21 protein-coding genes are annotated in these 23,603 nt (G+C 69.2%); 13 read left to right on the top strand and 8 right to left on the bottom strand.

Annotated features, from left to right (window positions below):
- Window positions 1–133: 133 nt before the first annotated feature.
- Entirely contained in the window at window positions 134–1,048 is a 915-nt protein-coding gene (locus tag WS91_RS08065) for a DMT family transporter (protein ID WP_081989558.1), read from the bottom strand.
- A gap of 111 nt (window positions 1,049–1,159) precedes the next feature.
- On the opposite strand from WS91_RS08065, the gene WS91_RS08070 reads away from it, so the two are divergent.
- Window positions 1,160–1,648, top strand: coding sequence for an Lrp/AsnC family transcriptional regulator (locus tag WS91_RS08070; protein WP_038748296.1), 489 nt, complete (start codon window positions 1,160–1,162; stop codon window positions 1,646–1,648).
- A 303-nt stretch (window positions 1,649–1,951) separates the two neighbouring features.
- Here WS91_RS08070 and WS91_RS08075 read toward each other — a convergent pair whose 3' ends face one another.
- On the bottom strand, window positions 1,952–2,845 hold the full coding sequence (locus WS91_RS08075) for an alpha/beta fold hydrolase (RefSeq protein ID WP_038748297.1): 894 nt from the start codon (window positions 2,843–2,845) through the stop codon (window positions 1,952–1,954).
- A 296-nt stretch (window positions 2,846–3,141) separates the two neighbouring features.
- Between WS91_RS08075 and WS91_RS08080 the strand changes: the two genes are divergently transcribed.
- A complete protein-coding gene (locus WS91_RS08080) occupies window positions 3,142–4,101 on the top strand; it encodes an NAD(P)H-dependent flavin oxidoreductase (RefSeq protein ID WP_059670087.1) in 960 nt (319 codons plus the stop codon).
- A gap of 300 nt (window positions 4,102–4,401) precedes the next feature.
- On the opposite strand, the gene WS91_RS08085 is transcribed toward WS91_RS08080, so the two are convergent.
- The 3 genes from WS91_RS08085 to WS91_RS36725 form a co-directional block, all read right to left on the bottom strand.
- Complete coding sequence (locus WS91_RS08085) at window positions 4,402–5,364, bottom strand: LysR family transcriptional regulator (RefSeq protein ID WP_038748302.1); 963 nt, start codon at window positions 5,362–5,364, stop codon at window positions 4,402–4,404.
- A 159-nt stretch (window positions 5,365–5,523) separates the two neighbouring features.
- Window positions 5,524–6,600: a porin gene (locus tag WS91_RS08090; protein WP_059670088.1), complete on the bottom strand. Its 1,077-nt coding sequence runs from the start codon at window positions 6,598–6,600 to the stop codon at window positions 5,524–5,526.
- 406 nt (window positions 6,601–7,006) lie between these two features.
- Window positions 7,007–7,489 carry a hypothetical protein gene (locus tag WS91_RS36725; RefSeq protein ID WP_038748305.1) on the bottom strand — a complete coding sequence of 161 codons (483 nt, stop codon included), beginning with the start codon at window positions 7,487–7,489 and terminating at the stop codon, window positions 7,007–7,009.
- 379 nt (window positions 7,490–7,868) lie between these two features.
- On the opposite strand from WS91_RS36725, the gene WS91_RS08100 reads away from it, so the two are divergent.
- The 6 genes from WS91_RS08100 (at window position 7,869) to WS91_RS08125 (ending at window position 15,425) form a co-directional block, all read left to right on the top strand.
- Window positions 7,869–8,912, top strand: coding sequence for a bile acid:sodium symporter family protein (locus WS91_RS08100; RefSeq protein ID WP_038748307.1), 1,044 nt, complete (start codon window positions 7,869–7,871; stop codon window positions 8,910–8,912).
- Between the two features lie 512 nt (window positions 8,913–9,424).
- Window positions 9,425–10,984, top strand: a complete 1,560-nt coding sequence (locus tag WS91_RS08105; RefSeq protein ID WP_059670089.1) for a methyl-accepting chemotaxis protein — start codon at window positions 9,425–9,427, stop codon at window positions 10,982–10,984.
- Window positions 10,985–11,199: 215 nt separating this feature from the next.
- Window positions 11,200–12,219, top strand: coding sequence for a LacI family DNA-binding transcriptional regulator (locus WS91_RS08110; protein ID WP_038748310.1), 1,020 nt, complete (start codon window positions 11,200–11,202; stop codon window positions 12,217–12,219).
- Complete coding sequence (locus WS91_RS08115; RefSeq protein WP_059670090.1) at window positions 12,216–13,658, top strand: AGE family epimerase/isomerase; 1,443 nt, start codon at window positions 12,216–12,218, stop codon at window positions 13,656–13,658. Before WS91_RS08110 ends, WS91_RS08115 begins: the two co-directional genes overlap by 4 nt.
- A complete protein-coding gene (locus WS91_RS08120) occupies window positions 13,655–14,563 on the top strand; it encodes a carbohydrate kinase family protein (RefSeq protein WP_059646913.1) in 909 nt (302 codons plus the stop codon). The genes WS91_RS08115 and WS91_RS08120 overlap by 4 nt, the downstream gene beginning before the upstream one ends.
- 637 nt (window positions 14,564–15,200) lie before the next feature.
- Window positions 15,201–15,425 (top strand): hypothetical protein, encoded by a 225-nt coding sequence (locus WS91_RS08125; protein ID WP_038748316.1) that lies wholly within the window; start codon window positions 15,201–15,203, stop codon window positions 15,423–15,425.
- Window positions 15,426–15,662: 237 nt separating this feature from the next.
- On the opposite strand, the gene WS91_RS08135 is transcribed toward WS91_RS08125, so the two are convergent.
- Together WS91_RS08135 and WS91_RS08140 are read right to left on the bottom strand one after the other, a co-directional pair.
- Complete coding sequence (locus WS91_RS08135) at window positions 15,663–15,857, bottom strand: DUF2905 domain-containing protein (protein WP_038748319.1); 195 nt, start codon at window positions 15,855–15,857, stop codon at window positions 15,663–15,665.
- A gap of 18 nt (window positions 15,858–15,875) precedes the next feature.
- Complete coding sequence (locus WS91_RS08140; protein WP_059670091.1) at window positions 15,876–17,066, bottom strand: class I SAM-dependent methyltransferase; 1,191 nt, start codon at window positions 17,064–17,066, stop codon at window positions 15,876–15,878.
- 13 nt (window positions 17,067–17,079) lie between these two features.
- On the opposite strand from WS91_RS08140, the gene WS91_RS08145 reads away from it, so the two are divergent.
- The 5 genes from WS91_RS08145 (at window position 17,080) to glmS (ending at window position 23,045) form a co-directional block, all read left to right on the top strand.
- A complete protein-coding gene (locus tag WS91_RS08145) occupies window positions 17,080–18,180 on the top strand; it encodes an SDR family NAD(P)-dependent oxidoreductase (RefSeq protein ID WP_059670092.1) in 1,101 nt (366 codons plus the stop codon).
- Between the two features lie 76 nt (window positions 18,181–18,256).
- Window positions 18,257–18,661 (top strand): dihydroneopterin aldolase, encoded by a 405-nt coding sequence (locus WS91_RS08150; RefSeq protein ID WP_038748324.1) that lies wholly within the window; start codon window positions 18,257–18,259, stop codon window positions 18,659–18,661.
- The gene (gene ttcA / locus WS91_RS08155; protein WP_059646918.1) at window positions 18,658–19,653 is read left to right on the top strand and encodes a tRNA 2-thiocytidine(32) synthetase TtcA; all 996 of its coding nucleotides are present in this window, start codon (window positions 18,658–18,660) and stop codon (window positions 19,651–19,653) included. The genes WS91_RS08150 and ttcA overlap by 4 nt, the downstream gene beginning before the upstream one ends.
- 135 nt (window positions 19,654–19,788) lie before the next feature.
- Window positions 19,789–21,150: a bifunctional UDP-N-acetylglucosamine diphosphorylase/glucosamine-1-phosphate N-acetyltransferase GlmU gene (gene glmU / locus WS91_RS08160; RefSeq protein WP_059578328.1), complete on the top strand. Its 1,362-nt coding sequence runs from the start codon at window positions 19,789–19,791 to the stop codon at window positions 21,148–21,150.
- A gap of 62 nt (window positions 21,151–21,212) precedes the next feature.
- The gene (gene glmS, locus WS91_RS08165; RefSeq protein WP_059670093.1) at window positions 21,213–23,045 is read left to right on the top strand and encodes a glutamine--fructose-6-phosphate transaminase (isomerizing); all 1,833 of its coding nucleotides are present in this window, start codon (window positions 21,213–21,215) and stop codon (window positions 23,043–23,045) included.
- Between the two features lie 75 nt (window positions 23,046–23,120).
- Here the strand turns inward: glmS and WS91_RS08170 are convergent, their stop codons facing one another.
- On the bottom strand, window positions 23,121–23,504 hold the full coding sequence (locus tag WS91_RS08170; RefSeq protein ID WP_038748331.1) for an avidin/streptavidin family protein: 384 nt from the start codon (window positions 23,502–23,504) through the stop codon (window positions 23,121–23,123).
- Between the last annotated feature and the right edge of the window lie 99 nt (window positions 23,505–23,603).

Consider the following 23,603-nt stretch of genomic DNA (forward strand, 5'->3'; position numbering starts at 1 on the left):
TCGCACCCGCACTCGCACTCGCACTCGCACTCGCACTCGCACTCGCACTCGCACTCGCACTCGCACTCGCACTCGCACTCGCACTCGCACTCGCACTCGCACTCGCATCCGCATTAGCATTCGCACGCGGCGCTCAACCGCGCGCCGCGACGCGTCGCGACGGCACGATCCGCCAGCCGAGATTCACCCCCGCCGCGGCGAGCAGGATCAGCGCCGCGCCGAACATCTGGCTCCACGCGAGCGTCTGCCCGAACGCAATCCGATCGACGACGATCGCGACGACCGGATAGACGAACGACAGCGCGCCGATCGTCGCGGTCGGCAGCTTCTGGATCGCGCCGTAGAGCAGCACGTACATGATCCCCGTGTTGACGACGCCCAGCGCGACGAGATCGAGCCACTGGCCCGCCGTCGCGGGCAGCGCGTCGTAGTGGACGAACGGCGCGAGCGCGAGCACGCCGACGCCCGTCTGGAACAGCGCGAGCAGATGCGGCGGCGTGCCCTTCAGACGCTTCGTGACGATCGACGACACCGCGTACAGAAACGCCGCGCCGAGCGCGAGCACGACGCCGTCGAGATACTGGCCGGGCACCGCGAGCACCGCCGGCTCGACGCGCACGACGAGCGCGAGCCCGCCGAACGCAATCGCGAGCCACGCGACGACCGACGCGCTGAGCCGCTCGCGGAACACGATCGCGCCGAGCGCGACGAGCATGAACGGCTGCGTGTTGTAGACGGCCGTCGCCATCGAAATCGACGCGCGCGAATACGCGGCGAACAGCAGCACCCAGTTCGCGACGATCGCGACGCTGCCGATCGCGGCGAGCGCGACCGTGCGCCTGGTCAGCAGATCACGGCGCAGAAAGCCGAGCGCCGCGCAGATGATCAGCATCGTCGCGCCGCCGAACAGGCAGCGAAAGAACACGACGTTCATCAGATGCTGCTGCGACGACACGACGAGCCAGCCGATCGTCCCCGACATCAGCATCGCGACCACCATTTCGAGCGCGCCGCGGCGCGTTTCGTTCGAAGCCATGTCCGAAGCCATGAGAGTTCTCGCAAGAGGAAAGCCTGGCTTTGATTTTAGGGACTTGATTTGCGCATCTCCATCGCTAAACTGAGCGCAGAACGTCTTTCCACCTGTGAAAAGAAGGCTGTCATGCAAAAACGCCTTTCGACGCCGCAGCCGGCGGCGAGCATGCTCGATGTGATCGACCGCGAACTGCTGCGCGCGCTCGCCGACGATGCGCGCCAGCCCGTCAGCGAGCTCGCGCGGCGCGTCGGGCTGTCCGCACCGAGCACCGCCGACCGTCTGCGCCGGCTCGAAGCGCAGGGCGTGATCGCGCGCTTCACGGTCGAGCTCGATCCGCGCGCGCTCGGCTACACGCTGCAGGCGATCGTGCGCGTGAAGCCGCTGCCCGGCCAATTGCATCTCGTCGAGGAACTGTTGCGGCGTATTCCCGAGTTCGTCGAATGCGACAAGGTGACGGGCGACGACTGCTTCGTCTGCCGGCTGTACCTGCGCTCGATCGAGCAGCTCGACGGCATACTCGCGAAGGTGACCGAGCGCGCGGAGACGAGCACGGCGATCGTCAAGTCGACGCCCGTCGCACGGCGATTGCCGCCGCTTGCGATCGAAGAGGATTGACGCGCGCGGCGCGCACGCGAAGCGCGGCGGCGCTGCAAGAGGCGAGCAACCCAAACGCCCGGCTCGCGCAAGCAAAGCCGCATGCCGGGCTAAGGGCCGGCTCGCGGCAACGCCGGCCGACGCCGCGAGCATGTCGCGCTTCGCGGCTGCAACGCACCCGCAACGCAACGCCCCCCGACGCGCCGCATCGCGCCACGCCCGCAGCCCGCAGCCCGACGCACGCTGCACGCTGCACGCTGCACGCTGCACGCACGCCGCGAGCGATTCGCCATCGTCGCCTCCGACTGCCGCAGCCCGAGCAGGTCACGCCACTTCGCGCGCCTCGAAGAACGACAGGATCTCGTCGATCAGCGCGATGGGCGCTTCTTCCGGAATGTAATGCCCGCACGCGAGCGCACGGCCGCTCACGTCGCGCGCGACGCGCCGCCATTCGTCGAGCGGATCGAAGCAGCGCGCGACGACGCCGCGCTCGCCCCACAGCACGCGCAGCGGGCACGCGAGCTTGCGGCCGCGCTCGATGTCCGCGCGATCGTGGTCGAGGTCGATCGTCGCCGACGCGCGATAGTCCTCGCACATCGCATGCACCGCGCCCGGCTGGCGCAGCGCTTCGCGATACGCGTGCAGCGCCTGCGGCGCGAACGGCGCGAGGCCCGCCGAGCGATTGCCCATCACCGCCTCGACGTACGCGTCCGGATGGCCGCCGATCAGCGTCTCCGGCAGCGGCTCCGGCTGGATCAGGAAGAACCAGTGGAAGTACGCGGTCGCGAACGCGCGATCGGTGCGCTCGTACATCGCGAGCGTCGGCGCGATGTCGAGGAGCAGCATCCGCTCGACCGCGTCCGGATGATCGAGCGCCATCCGATGCGCGACGCGCGCGCCGCGATCGTGCGCGCACACGTGGAAACGCGGAAAGCCGAAATGACGCATCACGGCCACCTGATCGGCCGCCATCGCACGCTTCGAATACGGCGCGTGCCGCGCGTCGCTCGCCGGCTTGCCCGACGCGCCATAGCCGCGCAGATCGGTGGCGATCACCGTGAAATGCCTGGCGAGCGTCGCGGCGACGCGATGCCAGATCATGTGCGTTTGCGGGTGCCCGTGCAGCAACAGAAGCGGCGGTCCCGCGCCTCCTTTGACGCCGAAGATGTCGACGTCTTGCGCCGTGACGCGAAACGGCGCGAACTCCTCAAACGACATGGTCTTGTTCTCTCGAATTGTTGTGCTCGTTATTGTAGGAGCGCGATCGTCGCGCCACTGCCGGCGCACCCTCGCAAAGCGTAGAAACAGAGCACTCATTCGACAGCGCCGCCGCGGCGCGTTCATCGAAGCCTGTCTATAATGGCACGACCGTTCGTATTAATTCGTTGCGAGCGCGCAGCCGGCACGACACTCACATAACATATCGACCGCGCGACGGGCGCCCGCGAGGGCGCCGCGACGCAACGAACTTCATGCATTCGCCGCGCTCGCGGCGACGATTCAGGAGACACCGCATGGCCCTGCCCGCCGTCCTGCAAAACCTCTCGCTGCCCGTCATCGCGTCGCCGATGTTCATCGTCAGCTATCCGGAACTCGTGCTCGCGCAATGCAAGGCGGGCATCGTCGGCTCGTTTCCCGCGCTCAACGCGCGCCCGGCCGAATTGCTCGACGAATGGCTCACGCAGATCCAGGCGCAACTCGCCGAGCACAAGGCCGCGAACCCGGACGCCGTGATCGGGCCGATCGCCGTGAACCAGATCGTCCACCAGTCGAACGCGCGGCTCGAGCACGACATCCGCGTATGCGTCGAGCACAAGGTGCCGATCTTCATCACGAGCCTGCGCGCGCCGGCGCGCGAGATCGTCGACGCCGTGCACAGCTACGGCGGCATCGTGCTGCACGACGTGATCAACCTGCGGCATGCGCAAAAGGCGCTCGAGGCGGGCGTCGACGGCCTGATCCTCGTCGCGGCGGGCGCGGGCGGCCACGCGGGCACGACGTCGCCGTTCGCGCTCGTCGGCGAAGTGCGCAAGGTCTTCGACGGCCCGCTCGTGCTGTCCGGCTCGATCGCGAACGGCGGCTCGATCCTCGCCGCGCAGGCGATGGGCGCCGATCTCGCGTACATGGGCACGCGCTTCATCGCGACGCAGGAAGCGCACGCGGTCGACGCGTACAAGCACGCGATCCTCGACGCGAAATCGGCCGACATCATCTACACGAACCTCTTCACCGGCGTGCACGGCAACTACATCCGCGAGAGCATCGTGAACGCGGGCCTCGATCCGGACGCGCTGCCCGAATCCGACAAGACGAAGATGAATTTCGGCGGCGACAAGGCAAAGGCGTGGAAGGACATCTGGGGCGCGGGGCAAGGCGTCGGGCTGATGGACGACGTTCCGTCCGTGGCCGAACTCGTCGCGCGGCTCAAGCGTGAATACGACGACGCGAAGGCGCGGCTCGGGATTCGCGCGTAACGCGCGCCCCTCGCGGCAAGCGGTGCGCGCTGCCTCGGTCGGTCCCTCAGTCGGTCAAGACGCGTGCGCGCCGCGCACGCTGCTTTCGATGCGCGATGCGTCTCGCACCGCGTCTACGCCAATCGAATCGATGCGAACCGATTCGGCCCGGTGCCGACGACGCATGCCCGAAAGCGAAAACAAGAAGCGGTAAACAACAAAAAACAAAACCCTCGCTTCGCGAGGGTTCGTCTTCAGTCTGAGCGCGGACCAGCCGGTCCGCGTTTTTTTGTCGATGCGCGCCGCGCGATGCGATGCGCGTTATCCGAGCCGCTTCATCCGCGGCATCGCGAGCTGCCGCAGCCGCTCGTCGATCGACGGACACAGCGACTGGCCCGCAAAGCGGTCCGCGAGGAAATCGACGAACGAGCGCACCTTCGCCGACACGTGCCGCCGGCTCGCGTACACGGCGTAGATCGGCAGCTCGCGCGGCGGCACCGCGTCGAGCAGGAGCGGCACGAGACGGCCGGACTCGATGTCCTCGCCCACCACTTCGGTGCCGAGAAGGCCGATGCCCGCGCCGCTCAGCACCGCGACGCGCAACCCTTCGAGATGGTTGACGATCACGTTGCCCGACAGCGGCACGCGCGACGCGGCCGCGACGTCGGTGATCGCCGCGTCGAGCAGCGTCTCGTTCGACTCGCGGCGAATGAAGCTGTGATGCTGAAGATCGGCGATCGTCGCCGGCGTGCCGTGCTTCGCGAGATAGTCGGGCGACGCGACGAGCAGAATGTGCGCGGTCGCGATCTGCCGCGCGACGAGCGACGACGACTTCATGCCGGCGGGCGCGGCGCGCACCGCGACGTCGTAGCCTTCGTCGATCAGCTCGACGACGCGATCGGACAGCGTGATCTCGACCGTCACGTCGGAGTAGCGCTGCGCGTACGACGTCACCGCGTCCATCACGTGCCGCAGCCCGAACGCGGACAGCGACGTCACGCGCAGCCGCCCTTGCGGCACGACGCTCGCGGCGCCCACCGCCTGTCCGGCCTCGTCGAGTTCGGTGAGCGCCTGCACGAGCCGCTCGTAATATTCGCGCCCCGCCTCCGTCGGCGCAACGCGGCGCGTCGTGCGATGCAGAAGACGCGCACCGAGCTGGTGCTCGAGATGCATCACATGCTTGCTCGCCATCGCCGCCGACATTTCCATGCGCTCGGCCGCGCCGACGAAGCTGCCGACTTCGACGACATAGCGAAACACATTCATGCTGACGAGGGTATCCATCCGAAATGCTCGCAATCGAGGGGAATTATGCAATCGCAAGCAACTGTAACAAAGCTGGTGAATTGAAAACGTCAAAAAAGGCAAAACGGCGCCGTTTAATGTGACGCTGCTCACTTTTTCGTACATCGACCGGGCGGCGCGCGCCCGGCTTGCGATTCTTTAGAACTTCGCACGAATTCCCGCGCCGAACGTGTCGCCGCTCGACATGCCCGAGTAACGATCGTTCATGTACGCCGCATATACGTCGGTGCGCTTCGACAGCGGATAGTCGTAGCCGAGCGCCCACGTGCGACGCGTCTGATCGAGCCCGCCCGAATCGCGCGAATACGCGTACGACGCGAGCGCGCTGCCCGGCCCGAGCCGCACCGACACGCCGCCTTGCGCGGTGTTCACGTGCCAACTGGCGGCGCTTTGCTCGTTCTTCGTATACATGTATTGCGCGTAGATCTTCGCGACCTTGAAATCGTACGACAGGCCGACCTGCGCGACGCCCTGGCTCTTCATGCCGGCGACGAGCGCGCCGAGATCGCCCGGGCCGCCGTTGAAATTCACGTATTGATAGATGGCCGTCGCGGCGAACGGACCGTTCGAATAGTTCAGCTGGCCGCTCCACTTCTTCGAGCGGTTGTCGCCCGCCGTGTTGCCGAACGCGTACATCGCGGCCGCGTTGAAGCCGCCGAAGGTCGGGCTCGTGTAGTCGATCGCGTTGTTCCAGCCCGAATCGCCGACGACGCCCTGATCGGTCGTGTACGTCGGGAACGTGCCGAGGCCGAGGAACACGTGGTAGACCATCGGCGAGAACACGTACGAATCGACGAACGGATTGAAGAGGATCGTCGAGATGAAGAGTTCCGTCGTGAGGCGCCCGGCGCGCACCGTGCCGTACGGCGTCGAGAGCCCGACATACGCGTTGCGGCCGAAGAACGTGTCGCCGTCGAAGCGGCCGTAGCGCCCGTTCTGCGCGCGGAAGAAATCCTCGAGCGTGAAGATCGCCTGATAGCCGCCGCCGAGATCCTCGGTGCCGCGCAGCCCCCAGTACGACGTCGACATCCCGCCGCCCTGCACGCCCCACGCGCGCTGCCCGCCGGGGAATTTCTGCGCGCCGATCCATTCGTCGACCTGTCCGTAGAGTTGAACGCTCGACTGCGCGCGAACGCCCGACGCGCCCGCGGCCAACGCCGCGACGGCGGCGCACGCGAAAGTGGTTTTCAGCGCGCGGCTGACGGATGACTTCATGAGATCTCCAGAGGGTCGTCTAACGGAAGCGAGGCGAACGGACGCGCGACGTCCGGAAGGCGCGGCGCCGTTCGCGGGCGTCGCCATCTTCCCGAGCCATTTTTCCGGTCAAAAAAGGAGGGACTTATTGCGGATATAGCGTCAGCGTTAACTTCCCGGCGATTTGTCGGGCGTGACCGGCGGGCTTTCCGGTTTCAAGCTGACGAACGGCTTTCCTGTGCGCGCCGATCGTGCGTCGGCGGCAAGGTCGGGCGGCGATTCGAACCGCGAGAAAATGCCGGCTTGCGCGCGTCGTCCTCGCAACGAGGCGCGAAAGATAGCGTAACCAGCGAAATGCACGGAAGGATTTCGCGCGAGTGTCGCGAATTTGCATCAATCGGCGGCGCATGCGCCGGCCGGCGCTCGCTCAGTTGCGGTAGAACGGCGCGAAGAACGGCAGATGCGGCGCTTCGTCCTGGCGCGGGGCTGGCGCGGGACGGCCGCCGCGCTCTTCGTTGTAGCGCGCGACGTCGGCGCGGATCGAGCCGGCACGCATCGGCACGTTCGCCGAGCCGGGCGCGTGCGGCGCCTGGCGCGCCTCGGCGCTGATCGGCCGGTACGGGCTTTGCGCCGCGTAGCGGCCATAGGAAGGCGTCGGACGCAGCCCCCAGCGCTGACGGTAGCCGTTCACGCCGATCCGCGCCTCGCCGCCGTGCGGCGCCGGCAGGTAGCCGGGCGCGCCGCGCCAGCCGCCCGCGCCGCCCGCCGCGTAGTGCGAGCCGCCGCGACCGCCGCCGAAGCCGGGCCCACCGCCATGCGGCGGCTGCGCGAAGGCGAGCGCCGCCGCGAGCGCGCACATCGCGCCCGCCGCCCATCGCCCGATCTTCCGTAATGCCCGTTCCGTCGTCATGATTGGTCTACCGCTTGCTTTTCTGCTCGCGCGCGCACCCGAATCGCGCGCGCAAGCCTTTCAGCGGTAATTTATTGGCGAGGCGAAAGTGTGTCGAGTGCAAAAGTGTTAGACCAAAGGCATCGGTGTAACACCGTGTTACTGCACGGCTTTCAGGGATTCCGCGTACTTTTTTGGACGTCGCGCGCCGCCTGTTTTCGACCGTTTTGGCCGTAAGGTTGCGATGCACCCGCAGCGCGCATCGGCATGCATTCGAATCATTAATCAATTCTTCGAATGAATTTGCCTATTCAATTGCCGACCGCGAGAATATCAGGCTGACAACCGCCGCGCCGCCCGCGAGCCGCGGCGCATCCACCGCATTCGATCGAGACCCGAAATGGCGCGCTCCCGCTTCATTCCCGACAATTTCACGCTCGCGCTCGTCGGCACAGTCGTGCTCGCGAGCTTCCTGCCGTGCCGCGGCGAGGCCGCGCACGCGTTCAACTGGGCGACCAATATCGCGGTCGGCCTGCTCTTCTTCCTGCACGGCGCGAAGCTGTCGCGCGAGGCGATCATCGCGGGCGCGACGCACTGGCGGCTGCACGCCGTCGTGCTGCTCTGCACGTTCGCGCTCTTCCCGCTCCTCGGCCTCGCGCTCAAGCCGGTGCTCACGCCGCTCGTCACGCCCGCGCTCTACGCCGGCGTGCTGTTCCTCTGCACGCTGCCGTCCACCGTACAGTCGTCGATCGCGTTCACGTCGATCGCGAAGGGCAATGTGCCCGCCGCCGTCTGCTCGGCGTCCGCGTCGAGCCTGCTCGGCATCTTCGTCACGCCCGCGCTTGTCGGCGTGATGGTGTCGACGCAGGGCACGGGCGCGACGGCATCGCCGTGGAGCACGATCGGCGCGATCGTGATGCAGCTCCTCGTGCCGTTCATCGCCGGGCAGTTGCTGCGGCCGGTGATCGGCCGCTGGATCGAGCGCAATCGCGGCGTGCTGCGCTTCGTCGATCAGGGCTCGATCCTGCTCGTCGTCTACGTCGCGTTCAGCGAAGCGGTCAACGAAGGCCTCTGGCACCAAATTCCGCCGACCGCGCTCGCGGGGCTCGTCGTCGTCAACGTCGTGCTGCTCGCGGTCGCACTCGCGGTCACGACCATCGTCAGCAAGCGGCTCGGCTTCAATCGCGCGGACCAGATCACGATCATCTTCTGCGGCTCGAAGAAGAGCCTCGCGGCCGGCGTGCCGATGGCGAAAGTGATCTTCGCCGCGCACGCGGTCGGCGCGGTGGTGCTGCCGCTCATGCTGTTCCATCAGATTCAGCTGATGACCTGCGCGGCGCTCGCGCAGCGCTGGGGCGCGCGCGACACGAGCCGCGAGCGGCAGGCCGACAACGCGCACGGCGGCGGGGCGCTCGGCGCGCGCGCGGGCGCGACGAAGCACTGACGCGCGACGCGATGCGGCACTGACGCGCCGCGAAGCTCTGCGCGCGACGCGACGCGGCGCGACGACTCGCCTCGGCCGCGCTGTGTTCGCCTCGCCTCGCAGAGCGCGCTTGCACGCTCCACGCTTGCGCGGCTTCCCGGCAGCGCGACCTCCCGATTTCCCGGCTTCGCCGACTCGCCGGTTTCGTCCGCTGCGCGTGCTCCGGCCCGCCATCGTGCGCTCCGCGGCGATGCACGGCGCGCCGGGCTCCCCGGTTCGCCGATTGATTCGCGCATCTGATTCGCGCATCGCCGCATTCGCGCGCCGCAACGCCCGCGACGCCACACCGAAACGACCGGCAGGCATCCTTCGCCCAATCACGCAACACGCGCCCCTCGCCGCCGACGCCCCAAATCAGGGCGTCGCTTCACGAAAAATTCATTCAACCCGGGGCCCCCGACGCCGTTAAGCCGGCTTCTCGTCACGGCTCGACGCGTCACGAGCGCGACGCGCCGCTTCCGGAACCGCCCCCGATGAACACCACCCGCCTCACCGTCAAAGCCCGTCTGCGCGCCCTCGTCGCGGTCGTCGTCCTCGTGCTCGCCGCCGCCGGCGGCATCGGTCTCGCCGGCGTCGCGCGCGTCGGCGACGCGCTCGCGCACGTCTTCGAGGATCGCGCGAAGACACTGCAGCGAATCTCGTCGATCGACGAGCTCGTCACGCAGACGCGCTACGCGGTCGGCGACGCCGTGCTCGATCCGTCCGCCGCGAAAACCGAAGCGGTCGCCGCGGCGTCGGCGCGCGACGTCGCCGCGATCGATCGCCTGCTCGCCGACTACCGCGCGACGCCGCGCGCCGACGCCGAGCGCGCGCAGGCCGAGCGCCTCGCCGCCGATTGGGCGACGCTGCGCGACAAGGGCATCCGGCCCGCCGTCGATCTGCTGAAGGCGAACAATCTGTCCGAAGCGCAATGGGTCGTCACGCAGACGCTTGACCCCGTCGCGCAACGCGTCAAGGGCGAGGCCGCGCAGTTGCGCCAGTGGCAGCTCCAAGCGGCGCAACACGCGTACGACCGCGCGCGCGGCGTCGCGCGGCTCGTCCAGTGGGCGGTCGCGGGCTGCGTGCTCGCGGGCGTCGTGGCCGTCGCGGTGCTGTGCGCGGCGATGGCGCGCGCGCTCGCGCGGCAATTGGGCGGCGAGCCGGACTACGCGGCGACCGTCGCCAACGAGATCGCATCCGGCAACCTCGCGCTCGACGTGCCCGCCGCCGACGCCGCGCCCGGCAGCGTGCTGCATGCGATGCACGCGATGCGCGCGCGCCTGGCGGCGACGATCGGCACGCTGCAGCGCGCGGCCGACGCGATCGCGCACGCGACGTCCGACATCGCGCACGGCAACCACGACCTGTCGCGCCGCACCGACGAACACGCGGCCGGCCTGCAGCAGACGGCGAGCAGCATGGAGCAGCTCGCCGCGGCCGTGCGCACGAACGCCGATCACGCGCGGCAGGCGAGCTCGCTCGCGATCGCCGCGTCGACGCAGGCCGAGCAGGGCGACGCCGCCGCGCGCGACGCGATCGCGCGGATGGAGGCGCTGTCGGTCCGCTCGCAGCAGATCCGCAGCATCTCGTCGACGATCGAGGGCATCGCATTCCAGACCAACCTGCTCGCGCTGAACGCGGCCGTCGAGGCGGCGCGCGCCGGCCAGGCGGGCCGCGGCTTCGCGGTCGTCGCGCAGGAAGTGCGCGGCCTCGCGCATCGCAGCGCGCAGGCGGCGAAGGAAATCTCGACGCTGATCGCCGACGTGACGGGCGAAGTCGAGCTCGGCGCGGACACGGTGAAGGCCGCGGGCGGCACGATCGTCGGCATGCTCGCGTCGGTGCGGCAGGTCGCGACGCTCGTCGACGAAATCTCGCATGCGTCCGACGAGCAGCGCTCCGGCATCGACCAGGTGAACCGCGCGGTCGCGCAGATGGACGAAATGACCCAGCACAACGCGCTGCTCGTGCAGAAGGCGGCGAGCGCCGCGGGCGCGCTCGCCGACGAAGCGTCCGCGCTGCGCGAGGCGGCGGCGATCTTCCGCGTCGCGGCGTGAGCGACGGCATCGGCATCGGCATCGGCGACGGCATCGGCGACGGCATCACGACGACCCACAAACCGATATCTGTTTAGTATTTTTAGTAAACAATTATGCCCCACCAACCTATTTATAAATAAGCACTTATAAGCCGAATCGACATAGTCCCAGGGCATTGCACGACGATTTTTACTATACAATCGCCAACACCCTAAACATCCCGGCTCAAAACGATGGGCACCACCATTCGCGACGTCGCGCAGGCGGCCAACGTGTCGATCGGCACCGTGTCGCGCGCGCTCAAGAATCAGCCTGGCCTGTCCGAGGCGACGCGCGAGCGCGTCGTCGAGATCGCGCGCCGCATGAACTACGATCCGACGCAATTGCGCCCGCGGATCAAGCGGCTCACGTTCCTGCTGCATCGGCAGCACAACAACTTCGCGACGACGCCGTTCTTCTCGCACGTGCTGCACGGCGTCGAGGACGCGTGCCGCGAGCGCGGGATCGTGCCGTCGCTCCTGACGACGGGCCCGACCGACGACGTGATCCGCCAGATGCGCCCGCACGCGCCCGACGCGATCGCGGTCGCGGGCTTCATGGAGCCGGAGACGCTCGAAGCGCTCGCCGCGACGGGCCGCCCGCTCGTGCTCATCGACATCCGCGCGCCCGGGCTGCGCTCGATCAACGTCGACAACGCGGGCGGCGCCGCGCTCGCGATGCATCACCTGTTCGCGTCGGGCCGCCGACGCATCGCGTTCATCGGCGGCTCGCTCGCGCACTACAGCATCGCGCAGCGCGCGCTCGGCTATCGCCGCGCGTTCTTCGACGCGGGCATGCTGTTCGATCCGTCGCTCGAGCTGTCGATCGACACGAGCCTCGGCCCCGACGCCGGCGCGGCGAACGCGATGCGGCACTTGCTCGACGCGGGCGGCCCGCTGCCCGACGCCGTGTTCGCGTACAACGACGCGGCCGCGCTCGCCGCGATGCGCGTGTGCATCGAGCACGGCGTGCGCGTGCCGGACGACATCGCGTTCGTCGGCTTCGACGACATTCCGGCCGCCGCGCACGCGGCGCCGCCCCTCACGACGCTCGCGATCGACAAGGAGGCGCTCGGCCGGCAGGGCATCGAGCTGCTGCTCGCCGATTCGCCCGCGCAGACCGAACTCAGCCTTCCCGTGCAACTGATCGCGCGGGCCAGCAGCGCGGGCGCCGCACGCACGCCGCGCCCCCTCACCTCGGTACTCGGATCATGACGACCTCAGCCACGCCCGCTTCCCGTCCGACGCCCGACGCGCCGCACGCCACCGCGCCGTACGTCGCGAGCTTCCGCGACCCGCAGTTCCTCATCGCGCACGTCGAGGACACGCTGCGCTTCTACGCGCCGCACGTGTTCGACCCGACGGGCGGCTTCCACCACTTCTTGCGCGACGACGGCAGCGTCTACGACCGCACCACGCGCCACCTCGTCAGCAGCTGCCGCTTCATCTTCAACTACGCGATGGCGTACCGCCACTTCGGCGACGCGCGCGATCTCGACTACGTGCGCCACGGGCTGCGCTTCCTGCGCGACGCGCACTGGGACGCCGAGCACGAAGGCTACGACTGGGAGATCGAATGGCGCGACGGCGAGAAGCGCGCGACGCGCGACGGCACGCGCCACTGCTACGGACTCGCGTTCGTGCTGCTCGCGGCCGCGCACGCGGCGATGGCGGGCGTCGAAGAGGCAAAGCCGCTCATCGCGCACACGTTCGAGCTGATGGAACGCCGCTTCTGGGATCGGGCGGCGGGCCTCTACGCGGACGACGCGACGCCGGGCTGGGCCGTGTCGAGCTACCGCGGCCAGAACGCGAACATGCACGCGACGGAAGCGCTCCTCGCCGCATACGAGGCAACGGGCCACCTGACGTATCTCGACCGCGCGGAGAAGGTCGCGACGAACATCGTGCAGCGGCAGGCCGCGCTGTCGCACGGGCTCGTGTGGGAGCACTTCCACGCGGACTGGTCGGTCGACTGGGAATACAACAAGGAAGACAGCTCGAACATCTTCCGTCCGTGGGGCTTCCAGCCCGGCCATCAGACCGAATGGGCGAAGCTGCTGCTGATTCTCGAGCGCCACCGCCCGCTCGACTGGCTGCTGCCGCGCGCGATCGAGCTGTTCGACGCGGCGTTCGCGCACGCGTGGGACAGCGACCACGGCGGCCTTTGCTACGGCTTCGGGCCGGACTACAAGGTGTGCGACCACGACAAGTACTTCTGGGTGCAGGCGGAGAGCTTCGCGGCGGCCGCGCTCCTCGCGCAGCGCACGGGCAGCGAACGCTTCTGGGACTGGTACGACGAGATCTGGCGCTATAGCTGGGCGCACTTCGTCGATCACCGCTACGGCGCGTGGTACCGGGTTCTCACCTGCGACAACCGCAAGTACAGCGACGAGAAGAGCCCCGCCGGCAAGACCGACTATCACACGATGGGCGCGTGCTACGAAGTGCTGCACGCGCTCGCGGCGAAGCGCGGCGACGGCGGCGGCATGCGCGCGGGCGACGGCGCGGATGATGCGGATGATGCGGATGACGGCGCGGGCGGCCACGGCGAAGCCGCGTCCGCGAAGCGCGGCGACGGACGCGATGGACGCGATGGACGCGGCAAGATCAACGGCGACGGCGCGGCGCGCCGCCGAAACGGAGGAGCGCGATGAGCGCAGGGTTTCCGCAATTCGTGTCGGCGGGCGACATTCTCACCGACATGGTCCGCACGGGCGGCGCGCACTGGACATCGCGCCCGGGCGGCGCCGGCTGGAACGTCGCGCGCGCGGTGGCGCGGCTCGGCGCGCCGAGCGCGTGCGCGGGCGCGGTGGGCCGCGACTGCTTCTCCGACGAGCTGTGGCGCGAAAGCGAGGCGGCCGGCCTCGATCTGCGCTTCCTGCAGCGGGTCGAGCGCGCGCCGCTCCTCGCGATCGTCCACGAAACGCAGCCGCCCGCGTATTTCTTCATCGGCGAAAACAGCGCGGATCTCGCGTTCGATCCGAAGCGGCTGCCCGACGGCTGGCGCGAGCACGCGAAGTGGGCGCATTTCGGCTGCATCAGCCTCGTGCGCGAACCGCTCGCGGCGACGCTCGTGGCGCTCGCCGCCGAATTGCGCGAAGCGGGCGTGAAGATCAGCTTCGATCCGAACTACCGCAATCTGATGACGGACGGCTACCGGCCGACGCTCGCGAAGATGGCCGAGCTCGCCGATCTGATCAAGGTGTCCGACGAAGACTTGCGGCACCTGTTCGCGGGCGAAGACGAAGCGAGCGCGATCGCGCGGCTGCACGCGTTCAATCCGCGCGCGGCGCTGCTCGTCACGCGGGGGCCGGACACGGCGACGCTCTACGCGGGCGGCGAGACACTCGACGCGCGGCCGCCGCGCGTCGAGGTCGCGGACACGGTGGGCGCCGGCGACGCGACGATCGGCGGCTTGCTGTTCAGCCTGATGACGGTGCCGGAGCGCGGCTGGCGCGAGCATTTGTCGTTCGCGCTCGCGGCCGGCGCGGCGGCGTGCCGCCACACGGGCGCGCACGCGCCGACGCTCGACGAAGTCGTCGCGCTCGTCGCGTCGTGACGCGGCTGCGGATGCGGATGCGGCAGATCCGAGCATCGCGCGACGGCATTCGCGCACGAACCGTCGATGCGATTCCGTTCGCGACAGGCTTCGCGCGAACGTGCCGCGCTGAACGTCCTGTCGCGCAATCGGTGCGCGCGAACGGTACGTGTAATCGGCGCGCTCGGGCGGCGCTGCGGGCGAACGGACGGGTCGCGCGACAAGAGACAGGACACACGCCGGCACGAACCTGAACCGGCCGGGCATTGCCGCGCCGCGCGCGCGACGCGCTCGATCGCGCGATGGCCGGCTTGGCCGGCGCGGCCGCTTTGCAGCCGTATATCGCCTCGGATCGTTCGCTTCCCGCACGCGACGATCGAAACCTCGGCGCGCTCGACTCTCGCGGGCCGCGCTTTTCGGATCGGTTTCAGCAACCCCGTCCGCTCCTCTTGTGCGTCAAACCCGTTGCGCCTGATCGGCCATATCCGAGCGACATTGCGCGACAGATCGCGCCTGACGGGGCGCGGCGCTTCACCGGGCAGCCCGACTCGGCCGCCCCGTTTCGCGCGCGCCCTCACCCAGCCGTGCGTTTTCGCCGCCGCTGAAAGCGAGGCGTCGGGATGCTACGATGGGGGCGTCCTTTCTCGGGAGAGGCATCATGGACGGCGGCAACACCTACACGAAGGGCCTTTACACGGCCAAGGCGCATACCCGCAAGACGGATAACGGACGCTTCCAGGGGTACGTGATCCTGTCCCGGGACGAAGGCGGCACGCCCGACAATACGCTCTACGAGGTCGACGCGACGAGCGCGAACGAGGCGGAAGCGTTCAACGAGGCGAAGGCGCTCGCGCACCGGATTCTCGGCGAGCTCGAGCTGTGACGCGCGCGGGCGGCGCCGCGCGCAACGCGCGGCCGATCGGCCTGATCCGCGCCGGGCGGCGCGAACGCGGCGCCGATCGCGCGCCGCGCGCCGCCCGTCCGCTCGAACCCGCAACGCGCGAAGCAAGGCCCGCGCGCGGCTCCGTCGGCGCGCACGCGCCGGCGCCGGCCCGCCGCAACGCCCGCCGTGTCGATCCGGTGCGGCCCGCGCAACGATTCGCGCCGCACGCCGCCGGCGTCACCAGAGCCGCGCGATCACCGACACGATGCCCATGATCACGAGCGTCGACATGAACGGAAACGGATAGGCCCGCGAGCCGAGCCTGAGCGTCACGTCGCCCGGCAAGCGCCCGACGCCGAGCTTCGACAGCCACGGCCACGCGCGCGTGAGCACCATCACGGCGATGAACGTGGTGAGCAGCCAGCGCAGCATCGCATCGCCTCCGGCCGGCTACAGCGTGTGCGAGCGGTCGCCGCGCGCGAACGCGTCGAGCGTGCCGTCGATGCCGCGCGAAAACGCGATCACCTTGAACAGTTCGCCCATCTCCGCCTCGGAAATCAGCTTCTGCACCGCGTTCGCGGCGGGCAGGAAGCGCTGCGCGTCGGTCGGATCGATCTCGGCGAGCACGTCGGTGATGCCCGCGTTCAGCAGGAAGCGCGCCTGCGACGTGTAGCCGAGCAGATCCGCGCCCGCGCCGACGCCCGCCTCGTAGATCGCGCTGAATTCGACGTGCGCGGTGATGTCCTGCAGCCCCGGATATAGGAACGGATCGCCGTGCGCACGGTGCCGGTAGTGGCACATCAGCGTGCCCTGCGCGCGCTGCCGGTGGTAGTACTCGTGGCTCGGAAAGCCGTAGTCGATGAAAAACGCCGCGCCGCGCGCGAGCATCGCGCACACCGTGCGGACGAACGCCGCCGCCGCGTCGTGCGTCTCCGTCACGTAGCCTTCGTCGGCGTCGATCTCGACCACGCGCGCCGCGTCGCCTGCGTGCGCGAGCGGCCGGTCGGCGAACGCGAACGCGAGCGCGCCGTCGACCAAAACGCCGCGCTCGCGCCAGCCGTCCGCATGTTTGACGACGAGCCGCACCGGCATCGCGTCGAGCACTTCGTTGCCGACGACGACGCCCTCGAAGCGCTCGGGCAGCGCATCGAGCCAGCGCACGCGCGCGGCGAGACCGGGCGCGTGCGCCTCGATCGTCTCGCGCTGACGCGCGCGCAGCTCGCCCGACAGGTCGACGATCGCGTATTCGTCGAGCTCGGCGCCAAGCGCGGCGAGCGCGTTCAGCAGCCCCGCCGCGAGCTTGCCCGTGCCCGCGCCGAATTCCATCACGCGCCGCGTGCCGCTCGCCTCGAGCGCCTGCGCGACGGGGCGCGCGAGCGTCTGCGCGAAGAGCGGCGACAGCTCGGGCGCGGTCACGAAATCGCTGCCGTCGTCGGCGCGCCAGCCGAATTTCTGCGCGCCGCCGCTGTAGTAGCCCGCGCCCGGCGCGTACAACACACGCTCCATGTAGCGCGCAAACGTGATCCAGCCGCCCGCCGCGGCGATTTCGGCGCGCAGCGAAGCGGCGAGCGACTCGGACTGCGCAAGCGCGTCGGGGCCGGGAACGGGTAAACTACCGGGTTCGTGAGCTTTCGGATTCATCCCGGCATTGTAAATGACCGCCCCCGCCGACACCTGTGACACATCCGCGGCCCGCACCGCGCGGGTCGTGCTGATTACGGGCGCCGTGCAAGCGGGCGCCGTGCAGACGGCCGCCGCGCCAGCGGACGGCGCGCAAGCGGCACAGACGCGCGCGAAGCAGACGGCCGGCGCGGCCGCCCGGGCGAGTGATGCGCGCGCCGGCGCCTCGAAGACGCACGCGGAGACGCACGCGGCGCCGACGAGCGCCGCGCGGGCAGGCGATGCGCGAGCGAACGTCGCTTCGGACACCGCACGTTCCGGCGGCGCGCCCGCGGCACCCGCAGCACCCGCAGCACCCGCGGCTCCCGGCGCGAACGGCGCGCCGAGCGCGGTCGCCGCGCGCGGCTTGTCGGAAGGAACCGGCAAGGCCGCCCGTGCCGCGCCCGCCGCCGCGCGGCCCGCGCTCGACGCCGCGGCCGTCGGCCGCGCACTCGCCGTCGGCTTCGCGCGGCGCGGCTGGGACGTCGCGCTCGCGGCGGCCGCGGGCGGCGAAGCGCACGCGGCCGCCGCGCTCGCCGCCGAAGTCGAGGCGCTCGGCCGCCGCGCGGCGGTGCTCGTCGCCGATCTGTCGGTCGAGGACGACGTCGCGCGGCTCGTCGCCGGCTGCGGCGCGGCGCTCGGCCGGCCGTCGTGCGTCGTCGCGCAAGCCGCGCCCGTCGCGGACAACGCGCACGACGTCGGCTACGCGTCGCTCGCGAGCGCGATGGCGCGCGGCGTCGCCGCGCCGCTCGTGCTAGCGCGCACGCTCGCCGACGCGACGCCCGACGCCGCGCGCGAGCACGAACGCGAGCGCGCGGTCGTGATTCATCTGCTGGACGAGGCGCTGTTTGATCCGGCGCCCGAGCGCTTGTCGCACTCGCTCGCGCAAGCCGCGCTGCACCGCGCGACGACCGCGCAGGCGCTCGCGCTCGCGCCGAAGGTGCGGGTCGTCGGCCTCGTGCGCGGGCGCGCGCCGCGCGCGGACGACATCGCCGACGCCGCGTGCTATCTCGCGAGCGCGCCGGGCGTGACGGGCGCGACGTTGACCGTCGACGGCGGCGAGCATCTCGCGCCGCCCGCGGACGAGCGGAATTGACGGGCGCGGCCCCGTGCGCACGCATCGACGCCGGGCCGCGCCCCTTTGCATGCATCACCCTTTGACTGGAACGACCATGTTTGCCGCCCTCCTGCATCCCAGGCTCGCCGATTGCCGCAGGCTCTACCTGCGCGACCACGAGGTGTACATGAACATCGGCGCCTTCGAGCACGAGAAGCGCGGCGAACAGCGCGTCGTCGTCAACGTCGACCTGTTCGTGCCGCTCGCGCTGACCACGCCCGTCGAGGACAAGCTGCGCGAAGTCGTCGACTATGATCTGATGAAGCAAAGCGTCGCGCAGTGCGTCGCGCGCGGCCACATCCATCTGCAGGAAACGCTGTGCGACGCGATCGCGGCGGCCCTGCTCGCGCACGACGCCGTGCGCGCGGTGCGCGTTTCCACCGAAAAGCCGGACGCCTATCCCGATTGCGACGCCGTCGGCGTCGAAGTATTTCGCATCAAGGACGAGGAGCGAGCATGAATGCGCCCCACACCCCGCATCTGAACGAAGCCGACGCGGCCGCCGCCGTCGAAGTGAACGCCGCCGAGACCGACCGCCGCGCGCTCACGCGCCGCGAGCAGAAACAGGCGTACGAGAACAACAAGCTGTTCAAGCGGCTCGTGCGCCAGGTCGGCCAGGCGATCGGCGACTACAACATGATCGAGCACGGCGACAAGGTGATGGTCTGCCTGTCGGGCGGCAAGGACAGCTACGCGCTCCTCGACATCCTGATGCGGCTGCGCGAGCGCGCGCCGATCGATTTCGACATCGTCGCCGTGAATCTCGACCAGAAGCAGCCGGGCTTTCCGGAGCACGTGCTGCCCGAGTACCTGACGAAGACCGGCGTGCCGTTCCACATCGAGAATCAGGACACGTACAGCATCGTCAAGCGGCTCGTGCCCGAGGGCAAGACCACCTGCTCGCTGTGCTCACGGCTGCGCCGGGGGATCTTGTACCGCGTCGCGGGCGAGCTCGGCGCGACGAAGATCGCGCTCGGCCACCATCGCGACGACATCGTGCAGACGCTGCTCCTGAACATGTTCTACGGCGGCAAGCTGAAGGGCATGCCGCCGAAGCTGCAGTCGGACGACGGCAAGAACGTCGTGATCCGCCCGCTCGCGTACGCGAAGGAAATCGATCTCGAGAAATACGCGGAGCTGCGCGAATTCCCGATCATCCCGTGCAACCTGTGCGGCAGCCAGCCGAACCTGAAGCGCGCCGAGATGAAGGCGCTGATCCGCGAGTGGGACAAGCGCTTCCCGGGCCGCGTCGACAACATGTTCAACGCGCTGGCGAACGTCGTGCCGTCGCACCTGATGGACACGCAGCTCTTCCCGTTCGCCGGACTGCGCGCGACGGGCCAGGCCGATCCGAACGGCGACATCGCGTTCGACGAAGATCCGTGCGGCACCGACGCGGGTGCGCCGGGCGGCGCGAAGCCCGTGTCGATCGTGCAGTTCGACGATCTGTAAATGGCGGCGCCGCTCGTCGCTCGGCGAGCGGCGCCCACGCATGCGGCCCCCGCCCCGCCCGGCCGCGCAGCCGCGCCGGAAGGGGCCCGCATGCTAGAATGACCAGCTTCGAACTCTCCCTACGAAACTGGCGCCATGAATATCGTGATTTTGGCGGCAGGCACCGGCAAGCGCATGCGTTCCGCGCTGCCGAAAGTGCTTCATCCTCTGGCCGGCAGGCCCCTTCTCTCCCACGTGATCGACACCGCCCGCGCGCTTGCGCCGTCGCGGCTCGTCGTCGTCGTCGGCCACGGCGCCGAAGCGGTGCAGGCGGCCGTCGCCGCGCCCGACGTGCAGTTCGCGGTGCAGGAGCAGCAGCTCGGCACCGGGCACGCGGTGCGCCAGGCGCTGCCGCTGCTCGACCCGTCGCAGCCGACGCTCGTGCTGTACGGCGACGTGCCGCTCACGCGCACGGCGACGCTCAAGCGCCTCGTCGACGCCGCCACCGATGCGCGCTACGGCGTGCTGACCGTCACGCTCGACGATCCGACGGGCTACGGGCGCATCGTGCGCGACCAGGCGGGGTGCGTGACGCGCATCGTCGAGCAGAAGGACGCATCGCCCGACGAGCTGAAGATCGCCGAGATCAACACGGGCATCGTCGTCACGCCGACCGCGCAGCTGTCGATGTGGCTCGGCGCGCTCGGCAACGACAACGCGCAGGGCGAGTACTACCTGACCGACGTCGTCGAGCAGGCGATCGAGGCGGGCTTCGAGATCGTCACGACGCAACCGGACGACGAATGGGAGACGCTCGGCGTGAACAGCAAGGCGCAGCTCGCCGAGCTCGAGCGCATCCACCAGCGCAATCTCGCCGACGCGCTGCTCGCGGGCGGCGTGACGCTCGCCGATCCGGCGCGCATCGACGTGCGCGGCAAGCTCGCGTGCGGCCGCGACGTGTCGATCGACGTGAACTGCGTGTTCGAGGGCGACGTGACGCTCGCCGACGGCGTGACGATCGGCGCGAACTGCGTGATCCGCAACGCGACGATCGCCGCGGGCGCGCGCATCGACGCGTTCTCGCATCTCGACGGCGCGACGCTCGGCGCGCACACCGTCGTCGGCCCGTACGCGCGGCTGCGCCCGGGCGCGGTGCTCGCCGACGAGGCGCACGTCGGCAACTTCGTCGAGGTGAAGAACGCAACGCTCGGCCACGGCTCGAAAGCGAACCACCTGACCTATCTCGGCGACGCGGACATCGGCGCGCGCGTGAACATCGGCGCGGGCACGATCACCTGCAACTACGACGGCGCGAACAAGTTCCGCACGATCATCGAGGACGACGTGTTCGTCGGCTCGGACACGCAGCTCGTCGCGCCGGTGCGCGTCGGCCGAGGCGTGACGATCGCGGCGGGCACGACCGTATGGAAGGACGTCGCCGAAGGCATGCTCGTGCGGAACGACAAGACGCAGACCGCGAAGAGCGGCTACGTGCGTCCCGTCAAGAAGAAGAGCTGAACGGTTTCCCGGGCGCGCGACGACGCGCCCGCATCATTGTCGAGTTTCGAGGATAGATTCTCATGTGCGGAATTGTCGGCGCAGTTGCGCAACGTAACATCGTTCCGGTGCTGATCGAAGGGCTGCGCCGTCTCGAGTATCGCGGCTACGATTCGTGCGGCGTCGCGGTGCTCGACGCTCACGCCTGCACGCCGGGCGCACCGAAGCGCGCGCGCAGCGTCACGCGCGTCGCCGATCTCGACGCGCAGGTGCGCGAATCGCATCTCGAAGGCGCGACGGGCATCGCGCACACGCGCTGGGCGACGCACGGCGCGCCCGTCACGCACAACGCGCACCCGATCTTCTCGTCGAACGCGCTCGCGCTCGTGCACAACGGCATCATCGAAAACTTCGAGCCGCTGCGCGAGGCGTTGCGCGACCAAGGCTATGAATTCGTGTCGCAGACCGACACCGAGGTCGTCGCGCACCTGATCCACAGCCTCTATCGCGGCAACCTGTTCGCGGCCGTCCAGGAAGCCGTCAAGCAGCTGCACGGCGCGTACGCGATCGCGGTGATCCACATGGACGAGCCGAACACCGTCGTCGGCGCGCGCCAGGGCTCGCCCCTCGTCGTCGGCTTCGGCGAGCGCGAGAACTTCCTCGCATCCGATGCGCTCGCGCTCGCCGGCAGCACCGATCGCTTCACGTTCCTCGAGGAAGGCGACGTTTGCGAGCTCACGCTCGACGGCGTGCGGATCGTCGATCGCGACGGCGCGCGCGCCGAGCGCGAAGTGCGCGTCGTCAATGCGTACGGCGGCGCGGTCGAGCTCGGCCCGTACCGGCACTTCATGCAGAAGGAGATCTTCGAGCAGCCGCGCGCGATCGGCGACACGCTTCCTCAAGCAGAAGCGTTCGATCCGTCTCTATTCGGCGAGAACGCGGCCGGCGTGTTCGCCGGCATCGACAGCCTGCTGATCCTCGCGTGCGGCACGAGCTACTACTCGGGGCTCACCGCGAAGTACTGGCTCGAATCGATCGCGAAGATCCCGACGCAAGTCGAGATCGCGAGCGAATACCGCTATCGCGAATCGGTGCCGAACCCGCGCTCGCTCGTCGTGGTGATCTCGCAATCGGGCGAGACGGCCGACACGCTCGCCGCGCTCAAGCACGCGCAGGCGCTCGGCCACGCGCACACGCTCGCGATCTGCAACGTCGCGACGAGCGCGATGGTGCGCCAAACCGAGCTGCAATTTCTCACGCACGCGGGCACCGAGATCGGCGTCGCGTCGACGAAGGCGTTCACGACGCAGCTCGTCGCGCTGTTCGTGCTCGCGGCGACGCTCGGCAAGCTGCGCGGCCACGTCGACGCATCGCGCGAAGCCGACTACCTGAAGCAACTGCGCCACCTGCCTGCCGCGCTCAACGGCGTGCTCGCGCTCGAGCCGCAAATCATTGCGTGGTCCGAAGAATTCGCGCGCAAGGAGAACGCGCTGTTCCTCGGCCGCGGGCTGCACTACCCGATCTCGCTCGAAGGCGCATTGAAGCTGAAGGAGATCTCGTACATCCACGCGGAAGCATATCCGGCGGGCGAGCTCAAGCACGGGCCGCTCGCGCTCGTGACGGAGGCGATGCCGGTCGTGACGGTCGCGCCGAACGACACGCTGCTCGAGAAGCTGAAGTCGAACATGCAGGAAGTGCGCGCGCGCGGCGGCGAGCTGTACGTGTTCGCCGACGCCGATACGCACATCGTCAACGGCGAAGGGCTGCACGTGATCCGGATGCCCGAGCATTACGGGCCGCTGTCGCCGATCCTGCATGTCGTGCCGCTGCAGTTGCTCGCGTATCACACCGCCTGCGCGCGCGGCACCGACGTCGACAAGCCGCGCAATCTCGCGAAGTCGGTGACGGTGGAGTAAGCGCGCACGGCCGAACGAGCGATTCGCCGCGCCACGCCGCGGATCGCTCGCGTCCCGCACCGAAACCTTCCCGCCTCAATCCCTCACGAACGTATCGGCGCCTGCGTTGATCGACGCCCACTCCTCGCCCGCCTCCACCTGCTGCGTCATCTGCCACAGCGTGTTGATCCTGTCGTTCGACGTGCCGGGCTCGCATTGCCCGACCCACGCGGTGATCGCCTGAAACTGATCCCAGTGGACGACGAACGCGATCAGATTGCCGTCGACATAGCCGATCAGATCGCCGCTCGTCGAGCCGCCCTTTTCGCTGACCGCGCTCTCGTACGTGCCCGACACGCTGTCGCCCGACTGCTCGATCCGCATCGTCGAGCCGAGCTCGTTCTTCCAGGTGCCGGAGAAATCGATCGGCGTGCCGGTGCCGACCTTGACGCGCCTGAGCGCATGTTCCAATCGCTGCATCTTTCGCCTCCTCAATTGACGAATCGACGGCGGCCGGCCCGGACGGGGCGCGGGTCGCGCGTAGGCGCCATTCCGTCGGCGCTGCAACACGGATATCTA

It is taken from the genome of Burkholderia sp. MSMB1498 (assembly GCF_001526245.1).
GTDB classification, from domain to species: domain Bacteria; phylum Pseudomonadota; class Gammaproteobacteria; order Burkholderiales; family Burkholderiaceae; genus Burkholderia; species Burkholderia savannae.

Excerpts from the sequence above, each read along its gene's own strand:
- WS91_RS08065 (WP_081989558.1), bottom strand. The coding sequence starts at position 1,048 with ATGGCTTCGGACATGGCTTCGAACGAAACGCGCCGCGGCGCGCTCGAA.
- WS91_RS08070 (WP_038748296.1), top strand. The coding sequence starts at position 1,160 with ATGCAAAAACGCCTTTCGACGCCGCAGCCGGCGGCGAGCATGCTCGAT.
- WS91_RS08075 (WP_038748297.1), bottom strand. The coding sequence starts at position 2,845 with ATGTCGTTTGAGGAGTTCGCGCCGTTTCGCGTCACGGCGCAAGACGTC.
- WS91_RS08080 (WP_059670087.1), top strand. The coding sequence starts at position 3,142 with ATGGCCCTGCCCGCCGTCCTGCAAAACCTCTCGCTGCCCGTCATCGCG.
- WS91_RS08085 (WP_038748302.1), bottom strand. The coding sequence starts at position 5,364 with ATGGATACCCTCGTCAGCATGAATGTGTTTCGCTATGTCGTCGAAGTC.
- WS91_RS08090 (WP_059670088.1), bottom strand. The coding sequence starts at position 6,600 with ATGAAGTCATCCGTCAGCCGCGCGCTGAAAACCACTTTCGCGTGCGCC.
- WS91_RS36725 (WP_038748305.1), bottom strand. The coding sequence starts at position 7,489 with ATGACGACGGAACGGGCATTACGGAAGATCGGGCGATGGGCGGCGGGC.
- WS91_RS08100 (WP_038748307.1), top strand. The coding sequence starts at position 7,869 with ATGGCGCGCTCCCGCTTCATTCCCGACAATTTCACGCTCGCGCTCGTC.
- WS91_RS08105 (WP_059670089.1), top strand. The coding sequence starts at position 9,425 with ATGAACACCACCCGCCTCACCGTCAAAGCCCGTCTGCGCGCCCTCGTC.
- WS91_RS08110 (WP_038748310.1), top strand. The coding sequence starts at position 11,200 with ATGGGCACCACCATTCGCGACGTCGCGCAGGCGGCCAACGTGTCGATC.
- WS91_RS08115 (WP_059670090.1), top strand. The coding sequence starts at position 12,216 with ATGACGACCTCAGCCACGCCCGCTTCCCGTCCGACGCCCGACGCGCCG.
- WS91_RS08120 (WP_059646913.1), top strand. The coding sequence starts at position 13,655 with ATGAGCGCAGGGTTTCCGCAATTCGTGTCGGCGGGCGACATTCTCACC.
- WS91_RS08125 (WP_038748316.1), top strand. The coding sequence starts at position 15,201 with ATGGACGGCGGCAACACCTACACGAAGGGCCTTTACACGGCCAAGGCG.
- WS91_RS08135 (WP_038748319.1), bottom strand. The coding sequence starts at position 15,857 with ATGCTGCGCTGGCTGCTCACCACGTTCATCGCCGTGATGGTGCTCACG.
- WS91_RS08140 (WP_059670091.1), bottom strand. The coding sequence starts at position 17,066 with ATGAATCCGAAAGCTCACGAACCCGGTAGTTTACCCGTTCCCGGCCCC.
- WS91_RS08145 (WP_059670092.1), top strand. The coding sequence starts at position 17,080 with ATGACCGCCCCCGCCGACACCTGTGACACATCCGCGGCCCGCACCGCG.
- WS91_RS08150 (WP_038748324.1), top strand. The coding sequence starts at position 18,257 with ATGTTTGCCGCCCTCCTGCATCCCAGGCTCGCCGATTGCCGCAGGCTC.
- ttcA (WP_059646918.1), top strand. The coding sequence starts at position 18,658 with ATGAATGCGCCCCACACCCCGCATCTGAACGAAGCCGACGCGGCCGCC.
- glmU (WP_059578328.1), top strand. The coding sequence starts at position 19,789 with ATGAATATCGTGATTTTGGCGGCAGGCACCGGCAAGCGCATGCGTTCC.
- glmS (WP_059670093.1), top strand. The coding sequence starts at position 21,213 with ATGTGCGGAATTGTCGGCGCAGTTGCGCAACGTAACATCGTTCCGGTG.
- WS91_RS08170 (WP_038748331.1), bottom strand. The coding sequence starts at position 23,504 with ATGCAGCGATTGGAACATGCGCTCAGGCGCGTCAAGGTCGGCACCGGC.